The organism is Pseudomonas sp. MIACH (genome assembly GCF_001269925.1).
GTDB lineage: Bacteria > Pseudomonadota > Gammaproteobacteria > Pseudomonadales > Pseudomonadaceae > Aquipseudomonas.
In genome coordinates this window covers 113,825-131,914 of the sequence record NZ_LHVO01000018.1, presented here as the reverse complement: position 1 = coordinate 131,914, position 18,090 = coordinate 113,825, and the positions used below count along the sequence as shown (strand labels likewise).

Genomic DNA, 18,090 nt, shown 5'->3' with positions numbered 1-18,090 from the left:
AGCTTTTACTCATGACCCTGACCCAATTGGAAATCTTTTCATTGGTTGCCGAGTTGCAAGGTTTCACCAGTGCGGCCCACCGCTTGGGTATCAGCCAATCGGCGGTATCCCATGCCATCAAGGCCTTGGAGCAGGAACTGGGTGTGGAGTTGTTTCGGCGCCACCAGTCGCTGGTAGAACCGAGCGACATCGGCCAGCAATTACTGGGACGTGCGCGTGCCATGCTTGGCCTGGCCAATACCCTGCAACAGGAGGCAGCCGATGCGCGCGGCATGAGGCGCGGTACGTTGCGCATCGGCTCATTCGGACCAACCGCGTCGATTCGCCTGCTGCCCGCCATCCTCAGCGAATTTCGCGCCGCGCATCCAGGGATTGAGGTGCATGTGGACGAAGGCCCCGACCGCCAGGTGCTGCAGTGGCTGGATGAGCGACGGATCGATGTGGGCTTTGTGGTGCTGGAACAGGAGCGCTTTGACACCTTTGACTTGTTCGAGGACCAGATGGTGGCGCTGCTGCCCGCAGATCATCCATTGGCTGCGCGGGACACACTGGCCTTGGAGGACCTGTGTGGCGATGCCTTTATCCTGACCGAAGCCGGCTCCTCGGAGTTGGTCACCCGCCTGTTCGACGCCAGCCAACTGCGGCCAAAGGTCCGTTACCGCTGCGCGCAACTGCTGAGCACCCTGGAAGCGGTCAGCCGCGGGGACGGCCTGAGCATCGTCGCCGAAGCGTCGCTGCCCCAGGCACAGGACTCGCGCTATGTGAGGCGAGCGCTTTCACCCCGAGTCCCGCGCCAGATTGGCCTGGCGGTGCTTGATCGCCGGCAGTCGTCACCGGCCACCCTGGCGTTTATCGAGATTGCGCAAAGCCTGGGTAAGGCGAGCAAATTTCAACCGGGCCATCTATCATCGAAGCATTCCTGACCGGCCTGCCGGTCAACCCCTCTGCGCAAAACGGCCTGGAACTCATGCCCTTCACCGTCAAAGGCCCGCGAAAGCCCTTCACCCGTTACTCGATCAGTGTGCTGTCAGGGTTGCTGCCGATCCTGCTGGGCGTGGTCATCCTGTATTGGCAAGCCGAGCGCACCCTTGAACAAAGCACGGCGCAAACCGCCCAGGAAGCCGTACGTCAATTCGACCTGATGCTCGACAATACCGCCCTCGCCGCCCAGGCCTTGCTGCCACTGGCCGGACAACCGTGTGACAGTGCCGCGCAACTGGCGCTGCGTGAGCAAGTCACGCGCCGGCCGTTTGTGCGGGCGACGATTTTATCCTGGCAGAAAAACATTTATTGCAGCTCGCTGTTTGGCAGCAATTACGAATCGCCGGTGAACCCGGATGACTACGTCGATGGGCGCCTGTGGTTGATGAGCGGCAATCCGGTTACGCCGGATACCGCGTTGTTGGTGTACCGATTGGTCGAAGGCGACAAAGCCGCGTTTGCCTCGATTGACGGCTATCACCTGACCAACGCCCTGCGCCTGATCAGCCGCTATGCGCAGCTTGTACTGCAAGTGGGACCGCACTGGCTCGGCGCCGATGGCAAAGTGCACGAGACCGCAGTCCCGGTATTTGCCGTGGCCCATCATCATCTGGCGTCCGAGCGCTACCCCTACAGCGTCGACGCCGGCATGCCGGCCGGGGAAGTGTGGCGCTATATGCAGGCTCGCTACCCCGCCCTGTTCAGCCTGGTGGTGTTCTTTGGCGTACTCGCGGGCTTGTTTGCGCACTGGCTGCAAAAGCGTTCCTCTGCCCCCACCCATGAGCTGCAACGGGCGCTGGGCGCCAATGAGTTCATCCCGTACTTTCAGCCGGTGGTTCGCGGTGATACCCGCGAATGGGCCGGCTGCGAAGTGCTGATGCGCTGGCAGCATCCCAAGGAAGGCTTGGTCCGGCCCGACCTGTTTATCCCGCTGGCGGAACACTCCGGCCTGATCGTGCCGATGACCCGCGCCCTGCTGCGCCAGACCGCAGCACAGCTGGCGCCCCATGCAACACGGTTCAGCCCTGGGTTCCATATCGGTGTGAATATCACTGCACGCCATTGCCACGACCTTGCGCTGGTGGAGGACTGCCGTGAATTCCTCGCCGCCTTCGCGCCAGGCCAGGTGACCTTGGTGCTGGAACTGACCGAGCGCGAGCTGATCGAGCCCACCGATATCACCCGCAGACTCTTCGATGCGTTGCATGCACTGGGCGTGATGATCGCTATCGATGACTTTGGTACCGGCCACTCCAGTCTGGGTTACTTGCGTAACTTCAATGTTGACTACTTGAAGATCGACCAGAGTTTTGTCGCCATGATCGGTGCAGATGCACTATCGAGGCATATTCTGGACAGCATCATCGAACTCTCCGGCAAGCTGGACCTGGGCGTCGTTGCAGAAGGCGTGGAGACCGCCGAACAGTGTGAATACCTGGCCGCTCATGGTGTGGATTTCCTCCAGGGTTACCTGTTTGGAAGGCCACTACCCTGCGATGAATTCATTAAGACCCTGGCCAGCCATTGAATAGCCACGCACTTGCAGGGTTGAAATAATGTTAATAAGACAAAAGACTTGATTTACTCGTAGCGGATTAACTACTACAATTTTTCTGGCCTGTGCAGAACTCGCAGGACGACTTCTTCTGTGAGTCGCCTTAACGCTATTGGCTTATAGCTTTGTCTGCAGTTGATATCAGCCAACTACACTATTGGAGTACAGATTTTGTCCAGACTCGCCGAATTTCGCGCAGCAGAAAAAGCCCTTCAAGAGCAGCTGGCCCAGCTGGAATCCCTGAAGAACGACGCCGGCCTGAAAAAAGAAATCGAATTTGAAGAAAAGCTTCAAGGGCTGATGAAAACCTACGGCAAAGGCCTGCGTGACATTATCCTGATCCTTGATCCAAACCCGGGCAAGACCAGCGCCGCTACCGCCAGCGCCCCCAAACAGCGCCGCGCGCGGGTGATCAAGGTGTATCACAACCCACATACCGGCGAGCTGATCGAAACCAAGGGTGGCAACCATCGTGGCCTCAAAGCGTGGAAAGAACAGTACGGCGCTGCCACTGTAGATTCCTGGCTTCGCGGCTGATCACAGCGCACTAAAAAAGAGCCCCGCACATGCGGGGCTTTTTATTCAAGGGTTCGAAACTGAACTTAAATAACATTTCATTTTGTTCAAAATCGACAGGCAAGACGCACTTAAAGTTTGAGGCTGTCGCGCACCGAACTGACTTCATCCTTGCTGGCTTCGTAAGCGTCGGCTTGACCCGCGTATGAAAAGACATACGCCTTATCGCTATCAACAGCCCCCACCAATGTTTGTGAAAGCACGTGCCGGCCGTTCTCGGTAATCACACAGGTAGTTTCCACGGCCTCAAGACGACTCAATGTTGTCGGGTGCATCTTGCTGCATACACTTTGGTAACCGCCCCGGGCAAAATCTTTCTGGATGGACTTGCGCATCTCCAGCAATACGCCCTGAAGATTAACGTTATGCCCCGTCGCGATAGGCGTGCCCGTCAACTCCATGACCATCAGGGTGTTGCCATTTTCATCGTTCTTGATTGCACGCTGGCGCGAAACCGGCTGCGGCGTCACTGGCGCTTGCCCGTCGGGCATCACCTCCTCGACTTGCCAGCCGCTGGGCCAATGAATTTCCGGGTCGCCCGCCCACACAATGGGGCTGACCAACAACAAACACAGAGCACCCAGCAGTGCTGTACGAGATTCGATCATTGCAAAAGACACCCAAGGTTCAAGCGACAAAGTGTGAGCCCCGCCACCTGCCGCTCGCAAGCGCCGCGTGAGCTTTTTCATTTGGCGCAGCAGGCGAGCCTTGCGTATCATGGTCCGGCTGCACGGACGCCAGCCGCAAGCCAAGGGAACGCTCCTCTCACCTGGAGCCGCGTTTGCCCCATTTTTTCTGGAGGGCCCATGAGCCTGCACGAACTGAACACCTTCCCGGGCGTTACCGCCCAACCTGACACCGCCACCTCGAACTTCGTGTTTAACCACACCATGCTGCGGGTCAAGGACATCACCAAGTCCCTGGATTTCTACACCCGCGTCCTGGGTTTTTCCCTGGTTGAAAAGCGCGACTTCCCGGAAGCCGAATTCAGCCTGTACTTCCTGGCCCTGGTGGACAAATCCCAGATCCCGGCCGACGCCGCCGCGCGCACCCAATGGATGAAGTCGATCCCAGGCATCCTGGAACTGACTCACAACCATGGCACCGAAAACGATGCCGACTTCGCCTACCACAACGGCAACACCGACCCACGCGGCTTCGGTCATATCTGCATCTCGGTGCCCGATATCGTCGCCGCGTGCGAACGCTTCGAAGCCCTGGGCTGCGACTTCCAGAAACGCCTGACCGATGGCCGCATGAAAAGCCTGGCGTTCATCAAGGACCCGGATGCGTACTGGGTAGAGATCATCCAGCCAGCGCCGCTGTAAGGTTTAGCGCACAACAAAAAAACCCATGATCACTCATGGGGTTTTTCATTTGCGGGCCAGTATTTACGCCGGGGCGGAGGTACGGATCAGGTGATCAAAAGCACTCAGGGAAGCCTTGGCGCCCTCGCCTACTGCGATCACGATCTGCTTGTACGGCACGGTCGTCACGTCACCAGCGGCGAACACACCTGGCAGTGAAGTCTCGCCACGGGCATCGACAATGATCTCGCCACGCGGGGTCAACTCCACAGTACCCTTGAGCCAGTCGGTGTTGGGCAGCAAGCCGATCTGTACAAAGATACCTTCCAGGTCGATGGTCTTGAACTCGCCGGTATCGCGGTCCTTATAGGCCAGGCCGGTGACTTTCTGGCCATCGCCTTTGACTTCACTGGTCAGCGCGCTGGTGATCACGTCAACGTTAGGCAGGCTGTACAGCTTGCGCTGCAATACCGCATCAGCGCGCAGCTTGCTGTCGAACTCCAGCAAGGTCACGTGGCTGACGATCCCGGCCAGGTCGATGGCCGCTTCAACGCCGGAGTTACCGCCGCCGATCACCGCCACACGCTTGCCCTTGAACAGCGGCCCGTCGCAGTGCGGGCAGAAGCACACGCCCTTGGCCTTGTATTCCTGCTCGCCCGGCACACCCATTTCGCGCCAGCGGGCGCCAGTGGCCAGGATCACAGTCTTGGACTTGAGGGTCGCACCGCTTTCAAAGCGAATTTCGTGCAGGTCACCGGGATTCTTCGCTGGGATCAGGCTGCTGGCGCGCTGCAGATTCATGATGTCCACGTCGTACTGACGCACATGGGCTTCCAGGGCGCTGGCCAGTTTCGGCCCTTCGGTTTCCTGTACCGAGATAAAGTTCTCGATGGACATGGTGTCCAGCACCTGGCCGCCAAAGCGTTCGGCGGCAACACCGGTGCGAATACCTTTACGTGCGGCGTAGATGGCGGCTGCGGAACCGGCTGGACCACCGCCGACGACGAGCACATCGAAGGCCTCTTTGGCGCTGATTTTCTCGGCGGCTTTTTCAATCCCGCTGGTGTCGAGCTTGGCGAGGATCTCTTCCAGGCCCATACGGCCCTGGCCGAAGTTCACACCGTTCAAGTAGACGCTCGGCACTGCCATGATCTGGCGCTCGTCGACTTCAGCCTGGAACAACGCGCCGTCGATAGCGACGTGGCGGATGTTCGGGTTGAGCACGGCCATCAGGTTCAGCGCCTGGACCACGTCGGGGCAGTTCTGGCAGGACAGCGAGAAGTACGTCTCGAAGCTGAACTCGCCTTTAAGAGCGCGGATCTGTTCAATCACTTCGACACTGGCCTTCGACGGGTGGCCACCGACTTGCAGCAGGGCCAGCACCAACGAAGTGAATTCATGGCCCATGGGGATGCCGGCGAAACGCAGGCTGATATCGGCACCCGGGCGGTTGATGGAGAACGATGGCTTGCGCGCATCATCGCCATCGGTCTTCAGGGTAATCAGCGTGGTGAGGCTGGTTACGTCCTGCAAAAGGGCAAGCATTTCCTGGGATTTCGCGCCGTCGTCGAGGGAGGCGACGATCTCGATCGGCTGGGTGACCCGTTCCAGGTATGACTTCAACTGAGCTTTAAGATTGGCGTCCAACATACGGGCGATTTCCTATTAATTCGGTTTATTGCAGACAAAAAAACGCCCGAGCGACTCTCGCCCGGGCGTTTTGAGGGCGGATGCAGCTTACTTAAGTGCGGAGTTCCGCCCTTGATACGTCTTCACAGACTTAGATCTTGCCGACCAGGTCCAGGGACGGAGCCAGAGTGGCCTCGCCTTCTTTCCACTTGGCTGGGCAGACTTCGCCTGGGTGGGCAGCCACGTATTGAGCGGCCTTGATTTTGCGCAGCAGCTCGGAAGCGTCACGGCCAACACCGCCGTCGTTCAGTTCAACGATCTTGATCTGACCTTCCGGGTTGATCACGAAGGTACCGCGGTCAGCCAGGCCAGCTTCTTCGATCAGCACGTCGAAGTTGCGGGAGATGGTCAGGGTTGGGTCGCCGATCATGGTGTACTGGATTTTGCCGATGGCTGGCGAAGTGTTGTGCCAGGCAGCGTGGGCAAAGTGGGTGTCGGTGGACACGCTGTAGATTTCGACGCCCAGTTTCTGGAATTCGGCGTAGTTGTCAGCCAGGTCTTCCAGCTCGGTTGGGCAAACGAAGGTGAAGTCGGCTGGGTAGAAGAACACCACGGACCATTTGCCTTTCAGGTCAGCGTCGGTCACATCTACGAAGTTGCCGTTTTTGTATGCGGTAGCTTTGAACGGTTTTACTTGGCTGTTGATGATAGGCATCGTTGACTCTCCGTCAGGGGTTAAGAAGTTGATGAGGTGAATCCTACCCACTCTCTCGGCGGATGGCTCATTGGCAAACCTGATGCTGACGATTGGTTTTCCCTATCAGGTGACGGTATTAATAGAAGAAATCTCAAAGCAGCGGTTGAGTGGCCAATGTCATGCCGAGAAAGGGCGTCGCTTCAACATAGCGCATGGCGGATTTCATGTCGCTCCAGCCGACGTAACTCATCAACGACTTCAAGTCCCAGCCGCTGCGATGGGCCCAGGTGGCAAAGCCCCGGCGCAACGAGTGGCTGGTGTATTGCTCGGCTGCGATGCCGGCACGTTCAAGCGCCTGGCGCAGCAGCGGGATCACGCTGTTGGGGTGCAAGCCCTCCTCGCCCAGGTTGCCCCAGCGATCAATGCCCCGGAATACCGGACCGCGCACCAGGGCCGACGCGCTGAGCCATTCGCTGTAGGCCTGCACCGGACACAGGCGTAGCAGTGCCGGGGTGTGATAGGTCTTGCCGAGGTTATCGCGGTCACTTTTGCTGCGCGGCAGGTACAGGCTGATGCCGGCACCGGGCGTGGCTTGCACGTGCTCGACGCTTAATCGACACAGTTCATCACTACGAAAACCGCGCCAGAAGCCCAGCAGGATCAGTGCGGTGTCACGCTTGGCGCGCAGCAATCGGGGTGAGTCCTGCGCCTCGCCTGCCTCGCGCGCTTCCGTTTCAAGGGAAGCCACGACCTGCTCCAGATGCTTGAGCTGCAACGGCTCGGCCTGTTTCTCCTGCGCCGGGTGCACCGCTCGAATCCCTTTAAGCACCTTGCGCACCACCGGCGCTTTCGTCGGGTCGGGAAAGCCCTGGCTGGTATGCCATTGCGCCAAGGCGGAGAGCCGCAGCTTCAGAGTGTTGACCGCCAGCACGCCCGCATGCGCCACCAGGTAGCGCGCCACGCTGTCGCTGGTAGCCGGCAGAAATCCGCCCCAACTGACTTCGAAGTGTTCGATGGCCGCACGGTAGCTACGGCGCGTGTTGTCGCGGGTGGCGGCGTTGAGGTAACGATCCAGATCGCTCATGGGAGGCCTATTCGTACTGCTGGCAGAGGTACAAGCGTTACAGACGCTAATGACACGGGATAATACGCCAATATCCCATCTGTTAAATCATGAATTCAAACGGATTTTTATTCGTGATATGGTACGTATCTACATAATACATACCACAGTACTAAATCGACGGAGACCCCATGGCTCGCGGCGGCATCAATAAAGCAGTAGTTCAAACGGCACGCCTGGCGATCCTTGCCCGCGGCGAGAACCCCAGCATCGACGCGGTACGCATCGAGATGGGCAATACCGGCTCGAAAACCACGATCCACCGCTATTTAAAGGAGTTGGACGACAGCGAAACCCGCCTGACCATCACCGAAGCCCCGATTGACGACGAGCTGGGCGAACTGGTTGCGCGACTGGCCCAGCGCTTGAAAGAAAAGGCTCAAGAGCCGATTGACCTGGCACAGGCGCAGTTCGAACAGCAAAAAACCGCCCTGCTCGCTCAGATAGAAGCGCTTGAAGAAGCTCACGGCGAACTCAAGCAGCAGTTCGATATCCAGGCCGCCGCCCTGGCAGAGGAAAGTGCCGCGCTGCAAACCGCCAGCACCAGCCTGCAAACCGAGCAAACCCGCAACGCCGGGCTCAGCCAGGCCTGCAGCGATTACGAGCTACGGATCAACGACAAGGACGAACAGATTCGCTCGCTGGAAGAAAAGCACCTGCACGCCCGCGAGGCGCTGGAGCACTACCGCGATGCGATCAAGGAGCAGCGCGAGCAGGAACAGCGACGCCACGAAGGCCAGTTGCAGCAGGTACAGGCAGAACTGCGCCAAGCCCAGCAAAGTGCAATGGTTCGCCAGGACGAGATCACCCAACTGCATCGCGACAACGAGCGGTTATTGATCGAGCAGCGAGTGACAGCAAAAGAATTGGCCGCGCTGCAGGAAGACATCCGCAAAGACCGGGCCCAGCAACTGAAACTGAGCGAACAAGTGAGCCAGATCGACAGCGAGCGCACGCTGCTTCAGGAGCGCCTGCGGGTAGCCCTGCTGGAAAACGAGTCACGCCAACAAGCGCTGACTGAGCACGGGCACACCAACAAGCGCCTGGAACTGGACCTGATGAAGGCCCATGCCACTATCGAAGCATTGCGCCTGGCCGCCGCCGTTGCAGCGGCGCCAGACACAACACCGTCAGCCTGATCAGTCCGCCACAGGCGTGCGCATGGTGACGAACTCTTCCGCCGCCGTCGGGTGCACGCCGATGGTTTCATCGAAGTGCTGCTTGGTCGCGCCCGCCTTGAGCGCGATCGCCAGCCCCTGGACGATCTCGCCCGCGTCCGGACCGACCATGTGGCAGCCCAAGACCTTGTCGGTGTCGGCGTCGACCACCAGCTTCATCAAGGTTTTTTCGTGGCAGTCGGTCAAAGTCAACTTCATCGGCCGGAAGCGGCTTTCGAAGATCTGCACCGTGTGCCCGTTCTTCTTCGCCTCCTCCTCCGTCAGGCCGACCGTACCGATATTCGGCAGGCTGAATACCGCGGTCGGGATCATTGCGTAATCCACCGGGCGGTATTGCTCTGGCTTGAACAAACGACGCGCTACGGCCATACCTTCGGCAAGCGCCACCGGCGTCAACTGCACGCGGCCGATCACATCACCGATCGCCAGGATCGACGCTTCGGTAGTCTCGTACTGGTCGTTCACCTGGACGAAACCGCGCTCATCCAGCTTGACGCCGGTATTTTCCAGCCCCAGGTTATCCAGCATCGGACGCCGGCCAGTGGCATAGAACACGCAATCAGCCTCCAGCACGCGACCGTCTTTCAAGGTGGCCTTGAGGCTGCCATCGGCTTGTTTGTCGATACGTTCGATATCGGCGTTGAATTGCAGGTCGAGGCCGCGCTTGGTCAGTTCTTCCTTGAGGTGCGTACGCACCGAGCCATCGAAGCCGCGCAGGAACAGATCGCCGCGATACAGCAACGAGGTATGCGCGCCCAGGCCATGGAAAATCCCGGCGAACTCAACAGCGATATACCCGCCGCCCACCACCAGCACACGTTTGGGCAGCTCTTTAAGGAAAAATGCTTCATTGGAGCCAATCGCGTGCTCACGCCCCGGAATGTCCGGAATCTGCGGCCAGCCGCCGGTCGCAATCAGGATGTGCTTGGCCGTAAAGCGCTCGCCATTGATTTCCACCTGGTGCGGGTCAACCAGGCTCGCATGACCTTCATGCAGGGTCACGCCACTGTTGACCAGCAGGTTGCGGTAGATGCCATTGAGACGGTTGATCTCGCGATCCTTGTTGGCGATCAGGGTCGCCCAGTCAAAATTCGCCTCGCCCAGTGACCAGCCAAAGCCGCTGGCCTGTTCGAAGTCTTCGGCGAAGTGCGCGCCGTACACCAACAGTTTCTTCGGTACACAGCCAACGTTAACGCAGGTACCGCCCAGGTAGCGGCTTTCCGCCACGGCCACCTTGGCACCAAAGCCCGCAGCAAAGCGCGCCGCGCGAACACCGCCGGAACCGGCGCCAATTACATACAGGTCAAAATCGTAGGCCATTTCACTCTCCTCGGCAGGACATCAGCATACCGACTTACATGGGGCTGAAAAACGAAAAAGCCACCCGAAGGTGGCTTTTTACTTACGCTGCGTACAGCAGGCAGGCAACCGTGTATCAGTAGGCCTTGCCAGTCTTGTAGAAGTGCTCGTAGCAGAAGTTGGTTGCTTCGATGTAGCCTTCAGCGCCACCGCAGTCAAAACGACGACCCTTGAACTTGTACGCGATCACGCAACCATCTTTAGCCTGCTTCAACAGCGCGTCGGTGATCTGGATCTCGCCACCCTTGCCTGGCTCGGTCTCTTCGATCAGCTTGAAGATGTCCGGGGTCAGAATGTAACGACCGATGATCGCCAGGTTCGACGGTGCATCTTCAGGCGCCGGTTTCTCAACCATGTCGCGAACACGGATCAGGCCATCACCAATGTCGTCACCGGCAATCACGCCGTACTTGTTGGTTTCTTGAGGGTCGACCTCTTGAACCGCAACGATGGTGCAACGGTATTTCTGGTACAGCTTGACCATCTGGGTCAGTACGCCGTCGCCTTCCAGGTTCACACACAGGTCATCCGCGAGTACCACGGCGAACGGTTCGTCACCGATCAATGGGCGACCGGTCAGGATGGCGTGGCCGAGGCCTTTCATCTGGGTCTGACGGGTGTAGGAGAACGAGCACTCGTCCAGCAGCTTGCGGATACCGACCAGGTATTTTTCCTTGTCGGTGCCCTTGATTTGGTTTTCCAGCTCGTAGCTGATGTCGAAGTGGTCTTCCAGTGCGCGCTTACCGCGACCGGTGACGATAGAGATTTCGTTCAGACCGGCATCCAATGCCTCTTCGACGCCGTACTGAATCAGTGGCTTGTTTACCACCGGCAGCATCTCTTTGGGCATGGCCTTGGTCGCTGGCAAGAAGCGAGTGCCGTAACCGGCTGCTGGGAACAAGCATTTCTTGATCATATAAGTCCTTACAAAGGGCTGTGCGTACGGAATTCGGCGCAGTCTAATCAGGCCGCAGTCACCTTACAATGGGTCCTGCTGGCGTTGCGATGTCATCATAGAGAAAAAATGTCGGCGTAAGTTCCGCTGATCTTACAAAGAGCGATGCAACGGTTACGGCACAAAAAGGCCGTTTCCTAATCCCTAAAGGGGCTGCAACCCTTTTAGCACGCTTTTGAGCACAGAACACCGACCTGGAATAACTTGCGCGACCCCGTGACATTTGGCGCTATCATTACCCCCTTGAACCAGACCACGAGATTGTTAATAGATGTCAGAACCAAAAGGCGTAAACGGCTACTTGATCACGAAGCGAGCAGACGGCTGGCATTTGATCAATTTCCATGGTGACAGCGTCGCGGGCGTTTTCGAGACTGAAAGCATGGCGATCGCCGTAGCCGAAGTGTTTGTGGATGAAGCGGGCCACGCGTCGAGCAAACGACCGAAGACTAAGTAAGTCTCCAGGCCCTGCGCAAAAAGCCCCGAGTCAGGGGCTTTTTTTGCGTTTGCCTGTACCTAGATGGCAGTTCGCTATAATCTTCCAAAAACGCCCCACGACAGTGTCAGCGCCCCTTCCACACCCTCGACGACGATCACACATGAACAAACTACTGGCACTGACTGCGGTACTGGCGCTTGCCGGCTGCACCACCACTTCTGATGTCTATCTTAAAAACGGCGAGCAAGGCCTGACCATCGACTGTTCAGGCGAAGCCAACTCCTGGGCCAGTTGCTATGAAAAAGCCGATGCCTCCTGCGCAGGCACCGGCTATCGCATTGTTGGCACCGAGGGCACGCCGTCGCTGAAAGAAAGCGACAAGACCCTGGGCCAGGATGTGGGCAACTTCAAAAGTCGCAGTGTGGTGGTGGTCTGCAAGTAACAGCAGACTACAAATGGATCTCGGCGAACTTGATCCCGAACTCCCGAAGGATATCGGTCAGTTCATCCAGGCTAGCAAAGGATTCGACTTCATCCTGATCGTCCACCAGGAAAAAACTGCGCCCGCCGCTTTTTTTGAAGAAGACGATCCACTCGCCAAGGTCGGCGGGGTTCTGGATGATATGGGTCGCTGAGATTTGCCCATCAGCGTGACGGGCTTTGACGTGTTCACGTTTCATATCTGATTTTCCGCAGCGGCATCAGCCGGAAATGCATTCTTCCCCGGCCTTTTTCACATCACCCGGGCGGATCGGCACGTTAGACATGCTCTCGTAGAGCTTGATACTGCTACCGCTGGAGCGCTCGTCAATTTCGAAAATAGCCGAAGGGTCGGCCGAAAATTTCTGCGGCACGATGACCCGTACGCCGTCTTTATGCGGTTCAATCTGCGGCGGCCGGCGGGTGGCGGACAATTTGTTTATCACACACGCGGCGTACTCCTGGGGTTTTTTCCCGGAAATGACCACCAACGTCGGCGGGGTCTGCTTGATATCTGCAACCGAAGCACACCCACCTATCGCCAAGGCCAGAACCAACACACTCCACTTCATATAAAACCTCCAATAAAGACCCTACGACAGCGGGGATGGTAATTTTCTCCCGCCCACGTAGGATTTATCCCTGATAACTCGGTAAATAACTGTTTTAAATTGTCGACGTCGTTGAAGACGAGCCGATAATAAACGCGCTGGGGCTGATAAACTCTATCTTAACCTACGTATCGTTCTGATTTTTCAGAAAAAGCCCTTCTGGAGACACCCTCATGAAATTCATCCACCAGCGCGAGCACCTCAACGAGGGAGATATCGTCGTCATCGAATGCTCGCAGACTTGCAATATCCGTCTGATGAGCGATGCGAATTTTCGCAGTTTCAAGAATGGCGGCCGCCACACCTACCACGGTGGCGCGTTCGACACCTTCCCCGCCAAGATCACGGCACCCAGCACCGGGTTCTGGAATATCACCCTGGACGTGGTGACACGCCGCGCAATCAGCGTCACGCGCAAGCCCGCGTTGTCCCACAAGATTCGCATCGTACGTCGCACCAGCAGCAAGCTGAGCTGACTCGAACACGCCAGAGGAAACCGCCGTGACTGCTACCACCAAATATGTCATCAAGTACAAGCTCAACGGCGAACGCCGCTTTGAGTTCGCCCAACTTACGAGCAACAGTGTGGAAGAGGCCAAGCAAGCCTTGGCGAAAATCCACGATGCCAGTGATGAAATCACCGACATCAACGTGAGCAAGGCGCTGTAAGGCAATGTCCGGCCCGACTGCCGACCTGTTCGCCGATGACGCCTTGCAACAACCCCCAAGGCGCGAGCAAATTGGCGAACAGTCCTACGTACTAAGGGGCTTTGCCCTGCCCTGGATTGACCGACTGCTGCCAGAGTTACGCCGCGTGCTGGCTCAATCGCCTTTTCGGCAAATGGTCACGCCAGGTGGCTTTACCATGTCGGCGGCGTTGAGCAGCTGCGGCGCGCTGGGCTGGACCACCGACACCCACGGCTATCGCTATAGCCCATTGGACCCCAGCAGCCAGCAACCCTGGCCGGCCCTTCCCGACGCTCTGCGCGAACTGGCCGTCTCGGCCGCGGCCGACGCCGGCTTCAGCGATTTCGCCCCCGATGCCTGCCTGATCAACCGTTATGTGCCGGGGGCGAAAATGTCCCTGCACCAGGACAAGAATGAACGCTGCTACAACGCACCGGTGGTCTCCGTATCCCTTGGCTTGGCGGCGATTTTTCTGTTCGGTGGCCATGAACGCGGCGATAAGCCCCAAAAGATCTCGCTGTTCCACGGCGACGTGGTGGTCTGGGGCGGCGTTGATCGCCTGCGCTTTCATGGGGTGATGCCGATCAAGGAAGGCGTACACCCGATCATGGGCCCGCAACGTATCAACCTCACGTTTCGCACCGCCGGCTGATTTTGACCGCAAGCTTCGGAGTGCCAGGTCGCCAAGGCACGGCTAATCTGCCCGGGCGCCTTCAAGAGTGCAGACCATGACCACCGAACAAGACCCGCGCTGGGCTGCCATCCTCGCCCGCGATCCTACCGCCGATACGCTGTTCGTCTATGGCGTGAAGACCACGGGCGTGTACTGCCGCCCCAGCAGTGCGTCGCGGATACCGCGCCGCGAAAACATCGAGTTTTTCGACACCCCGGCCCACGCCGAAGCGGCAGGTTATCGCGCCAGCAAACGCGCGACCGGGGACCAGACCCAGTTGGCGGCGCACCATGCGCAATTGGTCGCCGACGCCTGTCGACATATCGAACAGGCCGACACCCCGCCCAGCCTTAACACCCTGGCGGCACGCGCCGGGCTGAGCCCCTTCCACTTCCATCGGGTGTTCAAAGGCGTGACCGGCCTGACCCCCAAGGGCTACGCCAGCGCCCACCGCTCACGCAAGGTGCGCGACGGGCTCAAAGGCCAGCACTCGGTGACGGAGGCGCTCTACGACGCTGGCTTCAACTCCAACAGCCGATTTTATGAGTCAGCCGACCATGTGCTCGGCATGACGCCCAGTGACTACAAAGCCGGCGGCCTCAACAACGAAATCCTGTTCGCCGTCGGGCAATGCTCGCTAGGGGCAATCCTGGTGGCACAGAGTGCCCGTGGCGTTTGCGCAATTTTGCTGGGGGATGAGCCGGACAAACTGGTGCGCGACCTGCAGGATCAGTTCCCCAAGGCCCATCTGGTGGGCGCTGACCGCCGCTTTGAACAACTGATCGCCCAAGTGGTGGGATTTATCGAGGCCCCTGCCCTGGGCCTGGACCTGCCACTGGACCTTCGCGGCACGGCATTTCAGGAACGCGTGTGGCAGGCCCTGCGCGAAATCCCGGTCGGCAGCACAGCCAGCTATGCGCAGATCGCCCAGCGTATCGGCGCGCCCAAGTCGTTTCGCGCAGTGGCCCAAGCCTGCGGGGCCAACAGCCTGGCGGTGGCAATCCCGTGCCATCGGGTGGTGCGCAGCAACGGGGATTTATCCGGCTACCGCTGGGGCGTAGAGCGCAAACGCCAGTTGCTGGAGCGCGAAGGCGAGTCCTGAAGCCCAAGACCGACGACACGAATTCTCACCGTCGTCCAGTGAATAAAACAGACTGGCCGGGTGCCAAGCCCCCTGTTAAAACAGCGAAAAGCCTTACCAACGCTGGAGCCCCACCCCATGAGTACTTGGCCAGACACGCGCATTCTCGACATGCTGGGCATAGACGTGCCCATCATCCAGGCCCCGATGGCTGGCGCGACCACCGCAGCCATGGTGATCGCCGTCAATAACGCTGGCGCACTGGGTTCAATGCCAGCCGCAGCGCTGACTATCGATCAACTCCGCGAGGCATTGACCACCATTCGCCAGGCCAGCTCACGGCCCATCAACGTCAACTTCTTCTGCCACCAACCGCCCGCGGCTGATGAGGCCCGTGACAAGCGCTGGAAGGCCTTGCTGGAGCCTTATTACCGCGAACTGGGCGCCGACTTTGAGGCGCCGACGCCGGTCTCCAACCGCGCACCTTTCAACGAAGCCGCCTGCCAGGTGGTTGAGGCCTTCCGCCCCGAGGTGGTCAGCTTTCACTTTGGCTTGCCGGAAAAGTCACTGCTGGAGCGGGTAAAAGCCACCGGCGCCAAAGTGCTTTCTTCCGCGACCACCGTGGAAGAAGCCATCTGGCTGGAGCAACACGGCTGCGATGCAATCATCGCCATGGGCATTGAGGCGGGTGGGCATCGCGGCTTGTTTCTCAGCGACGACCTCAATACCCAGATCGGTCTGTTCGCCCTGTTGCCGCAAATCGTCGATGCCGTCAGCGTGCCGGTGATTGCTGCCGGCGGGATCGGCGATGCGCGCGGGATCGTGGCGGCATTTGCCCTTGGCGCATCGGCCGTGCAGATCGGCACCGCCTACCTGTTTACCCCCGAAGCCAACATCACCGCCTCGCATCATCATGCACTGCACAACGCCCAGGCCAGCGAAACGGCGCTGACCAACCTGTTTACCGGTCGCCCGGCGCGCGGCATCGTCAACCGCGTGATGCGCGACCTGGGCGCGATCAACCCGGCGGCCCCGGCATTTCCCACCTCCGGCGGCGCGTTGATACCGCTCAAGGCCAAGGACGAAGCGGGCTTCAGCAACCTGTGGTCCGGCCAGGCGCTACGCCTGGGTAAAGACACAAGCACCTATGAACTCACCCGCGAATTGGCCGAGCAGGCCTTGGCAAAGCTCAAATAGCGCCGTCACCTGTGGCAACTTTGCACTGTACCGGCAGTGGCTAACCGCTATATATTCCCATACATAGCGGTTTCACCTTCTACCTATAACAGACCGTACAGTCCCCAAGGAGCTGCTTCATGAAGATTCACGCCTCACGCCTGGCCATGCTGGTCGCTGCCCTCGCTTTCGGTTCGGCCCACGCCGATGAAGTCCAGGTCGCCGTCGCGGCCAACTTCACCGCACCGATCCAGGCGATTGCCGCCGACTTCGAAAAAGACACCGGCCACAAGCTGGTCGCAGCCTACGGCGCCACCGGGCAGTTCTACACCCAGATCAAGAACGGCGCGCCGTTCGAAGTGCTCCTGAGCGCCGACGACACCACCCCGCAGAAACTTGAAAGCGAAGGCGACACCGTCAAAGGCTCGCGCTTCACCTACGCCGTCGGCACCCTGGCGCTGTGGTCGGCCAAGGAAGGTTACGTGGACGCCAAGGGTGAGGTGTTGAAGAAGAACGAATTCAAGCACCTGTCCATCGCCAACCCGAAAGCCGCACCTTACGGCCTCGCCGCCACCCAGGTGCTTGCCAAGGAAGGCTTGACCGAGAAGGTCAAGGACAAGCTCGTCGAAGGACAGAACATCACCCAGGCCTTTCAGTTTGTCTCCACCGGCAACGCCGAGTTGGGTTTCGTCGCCTTGTCGCAGATTTATAAAGACGGCAAAGTCACCAGCGGTTCGGCGTGGATCGTCCCGGCGGCCCTGCACGACCCGATCAAACAAGACGCGGTGATCCTCAACAAAGGCAAAGACAGCGCCGCAGCCAAGGCACTGGTCGAGTACCTCAAGGGGCCGAAAGCCGCTGCGGTTATCAAGTCCTTCGGTTATGAGCTGGCCAAGTAAATGCCCCTGTCGAGTGCCGATTTTTCCGCTATCTGGTTGACCATCAAGCTGGCGTCACTGACCACCGTGATCCTGCTGGTCATCGGCACTCCGATTGCCCTGTGGCTGTCGCGTACCCGGTCATGGTGGCGCGGCCCCATTGGCGCGGTGGTGGCCTTGCCGTTGGTGCTGCCACCCACCGTCATCGGTTTCTACCTGCTGTTGACCATGGGCCCCCACGGCTACTTCGGCCAGTTCACCCAATGGCTGGGCCTGGGCACCCTCACCTTCAGCTTCGCCGGGCTGGTGATTGGTTCGGTGATCTATTCCATGCCGTTCGTGGTGCAGCCGTTGCAAAACGCCTTCTCCGCCATCGGCACTCGCCCATTGGAAGTGGCCGCGACCCTGCGCGCCAACCCTTGGGATACCTTCTTTACGGTGATCCTGCCCTTGGCGCGCCCGGGGTTTATCACCGCCTCTATCCTGGGGTTTGCCCACACCGTCGGTGAGTTCGGCGTGGTGCTGATGATTGGCGGCAATATTCCCGACAAGACTCGCGTCGTCTCGGTACAGATCTACGACCATGTCGAAGCCATGGAATACGCCCAGGCCCATTGGCTGGCCGGCTCCATGGTGGTATTCGCGTTCCTCGTGTTGCTGGCGCTTTACTCCAGCCGCAAGACCAAGATGGGCTGGAGCTGATGC

The 18,090-nt window shown here is 59.1% G+C and carries 22 protein-coding genes; 14 read left to right on the top strand and 8 right to left on the bottom strand.

Going from position 1 to position 18,090, the window contains the following annotated elements:
- Positions 1 to 11 precede the first annotated feature (11 nt).
- The 3 genes from AD670_RS07030 (at position 12) to AD670_RS07020 (ending at position 3,073) form a co-directional block, all read left to right on the top strand.
- A complete protein-coding gene (locus tag AD670_RS07030) occupies positions 12 to 923 on the top strand; it encodes a LysR family transcriptional regulator (protein WP_053129708.1) in 912 nt (303 codons plus the stop codon).
- Between the two features lie 44 nt (positions 924 to 967).
- Positions 968 to 2,509, top strand: coding sequence for an EAL domain-containing protein (locus AD670_RS07025; protein WP_053129705.1), 1,542 nt, complete (start codon positions 968 to 970; stop codon positions 2,507 to 2,509).
- Between the two features lie 198 nt (positions 2,510 to 2,707).
- Positions 2,708 to 3,073 carry a histone-like nucleoid-structuring protein, MvaT/MvaU family gene (locus AD670_RS07020; RefSeq protein WP_053129702.1) on the top strand — a complete coding sequence of 122 codons (366 nt, stop codon included), beginning with the start codon at positions 2,708 to 2,710 and terminating at the stop codon, positions 3,071 to 3,073.
- A 110-nt stretch (positions 3,074 to 3,183) separates the two neighbouring features.
- On the opposite strand, the gene AD670_RS07015 is transcribed toward AD670_RS07020, so the two are convergent.
- Complete coding sequence (locus AD670_RS07015) at positions 3,184 to 3,720, bottom strand: DUF4946 domain-containing protein (protein WP_053129699.1); 537 nt, start codon at positions 3,718 to 3,720, stop codon at positions 3,184 to 3,186.
- Positions 3,721 to 3,918: 198 nt separating this feature from the next.
- Here AD670_RS07015 and gloA point away from each other — a divergent pair, with 198 nt between their 5' ends.
- The gene (gene gloA / locus AD670_RS07010) at positions 3,919 to 4,440 is read left to right on the top strand and encodes a lactoylglutathione lyase (protein WP_053129696.1); all 522 of its coding nucleotides are present in this window, start codon (positions 3,919 to 3,921) and stop codon (positions 4,438 to 4,440) included.
- A gap of 63 nt (positions 4,441 to 4,503) precedes the next feature.
- On the opposite strand, the gene ahpF is transcribed toward gloA, so the two are convergent.
- The 3 genes from ahpF to AD670_RS06995 form a co-directional block, all read right to left on the bottom strand.
- Positions 4,504 to 6,069 (bottom strand): alkyl hydroperoxide reductase subunit F, encoded by a 1,566-nt coding sequence (ahpF, locus tag AD670_RS07005; RefSeq protein ID WP_053129693.1) that lies wholly within the window; start codon positions 6,067 to 6,069, stop codon positions 4,504 to 4,506.
- A gap of 130 nt (positions 6,070 to 6,199) precedes the next feature.
- A complete protein-coding gene (gene ahpC, locus AD670_RS07000; RefSeq protein ID WP_003173835.1) occupies positions 6,200 to 6,763 on the bottom strand; it encodes an alkyl hydroperoxide reductase subunit C in 564 nt (187 codons plus the stop codon).
- 133 nt (positions 6,764 to 6,896) lie between these two features.
- Positions 6,897 to 7,829 (bottom strand): site-specific integrase, encoded by a 933-nt coding sequence (locus AD670_RS06995; RefSeq protein ID WP_053129691.1) that lies wholly within the window; start codon positions 7,827 to 7,829, stop codon positions 6,897 to 6,899.
- A gap of 170 nt (positions 7,830 to 7,999) precedes the next feature.
- Here AD670_RS06995 and AD670_RS06990 point away from each other — a divergent pair, with 170 nt between their 5' ends.
- Positions 8,000 to 9,007 (top strand): DNA-binding protein, encoded by a 1,008-nt coding sequence (locus AD670_RS06990; RefSeq protein WP_053129689.1) that lies wholly within the window; start codon positions 8,000 to 8,002, stop codon positions 9,005 to 9,007.
- Here the strand turns inward: AD670_RS06990 and gorA are convergent, their stop codons facing one another.
- Positions 9,008 to 10,366 carry a glutathione-disulfide reductase gene (gorA, locus tag AD670_RS06985; protein ID WP_053129686.1) on the bottom strand — a complete coding sequence of 453 codons (1,359 nt, stop codon included), beginning with the start codon at positions 10,364 to 10,366 and terminating at the stop codon, positions 9,008 to 9,010.
- 115 nt (positions 10,367 to 10,481) lie between these two features.
- Positions 10,482 to 11,321: a UTP--glucose-1-phosphate uridylyltransferase GalU gene (gene galU / locus AD670_RS06980; RefSeq protein ID WP_003212579.1), complete on the bottom strand. Its 840-nt coding sequence runs from the start codon at positions 11,319 to 11,321 to the stop codon at positions 10,482 to 10,484.
- A gap of 310 nt (positions 11,322 to 11,631) precedes the next feature.
- Between galU and AD670_RS06975 the strand changes: the two genes are divergently transcribed.
- Positions 11,632 to 11,817, top strand: coding sequence for a hypothetical protein (locus tag AD670_RS06975; protein WP_003191311.1), 186 nt, complete (start codon positions 11,632 to 11,634; stop codon positions 11,815 to 11,817).
- Positions 11,818 to 11,959: 142 nt separating this feature from the next.
- The gene (locus AD670_RS06970; RefSeq protein ID WP_053129683.1) at positions 11,960 to 12,241 is read left to right on the top strand and encodes a hypothetical protein; all 282 of its coding nucleotides are present in this window, start codon (positions 11,960 to 11,962) and stop codon (positions 12,239 to 12,241) included.
- A 7-nt stretch (positions 12,242 to 12,248) separates the two neighbouring features.
- On the opposite strand, the gene AD670_RS06965 is transcribed toward AD670_RS06970, so the two are convergent.
- Both AD670_RS06965 and AD670_RS06960 read right to left on the bottom strand, forming a co-directional pair.
- A complete protein-coding gene (locus tag AD670_RS06965; protein WP_053129680.1) occupies positions 12,249 to 12,479 on the bottom strand; it encodes a hypothetical protein in 231 nt (76 codons plus the stop codon).
- 21 nt (positions 12,480 to 12,500) lie between these two features.
- Positions 12,501 to 12,851: a hypothetical protein gene (locus AD670_RS06960; RefSeq protein WP_053129677.1), complete on the bottom strand. Its 351-nt coding sequence runs from the start codon at positions 12,849 to 12,851 to the stop codon at positions 12,501 to 12,503.
- A 212-nt stretch (positions 12,852 to 13,063) separates the two neighbouring features.
- On the opposite strand from AD670_RS06960, the gene AD670_RS06955 reads away from it, so the two are divergent.
- The 7 genes from AD670_RS06955 (at position 13,064) to modB (ending at position 18,087) form a co-directional block, all read left to right on the top strand.
- Entirely contained in the window at positions 13,064 to 13,366 is a 303-nt protein-coding gene (locus tag AD670_RS06955; protein ID WP_034105160.1) for a DUF1883 domain-containing protein, read from the top strand.
- Positions 13,367 to 13,391: 25 nt separating this feature from the next.
- On the top strand, positions 13,392 to 13,559 hold the full coding sequence (locus tag AD670_RS31625; RefSeq protein WP_163001886.1) for a hypothetical protein: 168 nt from the start codon (positions 13,392 to 13,394) through the stop codon (positions 13,557 to 13,559).
- Between the two features lie 4 nt (positions 13,560 to 13,563).
- Positions 13,564 to 14,229, top strand: a complete 666-nt coding sequence (gene alkB, locus AD670_RS06950) for a DNA oxidative demethylase AlkB (protein ID WP_053129675.1) — start codon at positions 13,564 to 13,566, stop codon at positions 14,227 to 14,229.
- Positions 14,230 to 14,305: 76 nt separating this feature from the next.
- A complete protein-coding gene (gene ada, locus AD670_RS06945) occupies positions 14,306 to 15,352 on the top strand; it encodes a bifunctional DNA-binding transcriptional regulator/O6-methylguanine-DNA methyltransferase Ada (protein WP_053129672.1) in 1,047 nt (348 codons plus the stop codon).
- Between the two features lie 117 nt (positions 15,353 to 15,469).
- A complete protein-coding gene (locus tag AD670_RS06940) occupies positions 15,470 to 16,528 on the top strand; it encodes a nitronate monooxygenase family protein (protein WP_053129669.1) in 1,059 nt (352 codons plus the stop codon).
- A 119-nt stretch (positions 16,529 to 16,647) separates the two neighbouring features.
- Positions 16,648 to 17,406, top strand: coding sequence for a molybdate ABC transporter substrate-binding protein (gene modA / locus AD670_RS06935; RefSeq protein ID WP_053129667.1), 759 nt, complete (start codon positions 16,648 to 16,650; stop codon positions 17,404 to 17,406).
- Positions 17,407 to 18,087: a molybdate ABC transporter permease subunit gene (modB, locus tag AD670_RS06930; protein ID WP_053129666.1), complete on the top strand. Its 681-nt coding sequence runs from the start codon at positions 17,407 to 17,409 to the stop codon at positions 18,085 to 18,087.
- Positions 18,088 to 18,090 lie beyond the last annotated feature (3 nt).

Bases quoted from the DNA above. Each gene is read 5' to 3' on its own strand.
- AD670_RS06990 (WP_053129689.1), top strand. From the start codon at position 8,000: ATGGCTCGCGGCGGCATCAATAAAGCAGTAGTTCAAACGGCACGCCTG.
- AD670_RS06995 (WP_053129691.1), bottom strand. From the start codon at position 7,829: ATGAGCGATCTGGATCGTTACCTCAACGCCGCCACCCGCGACAACACG.
- gorA (WP_053129686.1), bottom strand. From the start codon at position 10,366: ATGGCCTACGATTTTGACCTGTATGTAATTGGCGCCGGTTCCGGCGGT.
- modA (WP_053129667.1), top strand. From the start codon at position 16,648: ATGAAGATTCACGCCTCACGCCTGGCCATGCTGGTCGCTGCCCTCGCT.
- AD670_RS06940 (WP_053129669.1), top strand. From the start codon at position 15,470: ATGAGTACTTGGCCAGACACGCGCATTCTCGACATGCTGGGCATAGAC.
- AD670_RS07025 (WP_053129705.1), top strand. From the start codon at position 968: ATGCCCTTCACCGTCAAAGGCCCGCGAAAGCCCTTCACCCGTTACTCG.
- ada (WP_053129672.1), top strand. From the start codon at position 14,306: ATGACCACCGAACAAGACCCGCGCTGGGCTGCCATCCTCGCCCGCGAT.
- AD670_RS06970 (WP_053129683.1), top strand. From the start codon at position 11,960: ATGAACAAACTACTGGCACTGACTGCGGTACTGGCGCTTGCCGGCTGC.
- ahpF (WP_053129693.1), bottom strand. From the start codon at position 6,069: ATGTTGGACGCCAATCTTAAAGCTCAGTTGAAGTCATACCTGGAACGG.
- alkB (WP_053129675.1), top strand. From the start codon at position 13,564: ATGTCCGGCCCGACTGCCGACCTGTTCGCCGATGACGCCTTGCAACAA.
- modB (WP_053129666.1), top strand. From the start codon at position 17,407: ATGCCCCTGTCGAGTGCCGATTTTTCCGCTATCTGGTTGACCATCAAG.
- AD670_RS07030 (WP_053129708.1), top strand. From the start codon at position 12: ATGACCCTGACCCAATTGGAAATCTTTTCATTGGTTGCCGAGTTGCAA.
- gloA (WP_053129696.1), top strand. From the start codon at position 3,919: ATGAGCCTGCACGAACTGAACACCTTCCCGGGCGTTACCGCCCAACCT.
- ahpC (WP_003173835.1), bottom strand. From the start codon at position 6,763: ATGCCTATCATCAACAGCCAAGTAAAACCGTTCAAAGCTACCGCATAC.
- AD670_RS06955 (WP_034105160.1), top strand. From the start codon at position 13,064: ATGAAATTCATCCACCAGCGCGAGCACCTCAACGAGGGAGATATCGTC.
- AD670_RS06960 (WP_053129677.1), bottom strand. From the start codon at position 12,851: ATGAAGTGGAGTGTGTTGGTTCTGGCCTTGGCGATAGGTGGGTGTGCT.
- AD670_RS06975 (WP_003191311.1), top strand. From the start codon at position 11,632: ATGTCAGAACCAAAAGGCGTAAACGGCTACTTGATCACGAAGCGAGCA.
- AD670_RS06965 (WP_053129680.1), bottom strand. From the start codon at position 12,479: ATGAAACGTGAACACGTCAAAGCCCGTCACGCTGATGGGCAAATCTCA.
- AD670_RS07015 (WP_053129699.1), bottom strand. From the start codon at position 3,720: ATGATCGAATCTCGTACAGCACTGCTGGGTGCTCTGTGTTTGTTGTTG.
- galU (WP_003212579.1), bottom strand. From the start codon at position 11,321: ATGATCAAGAAATGCTTGTTCCCAGCAGCCGGTTACGGCACTCGCTTC.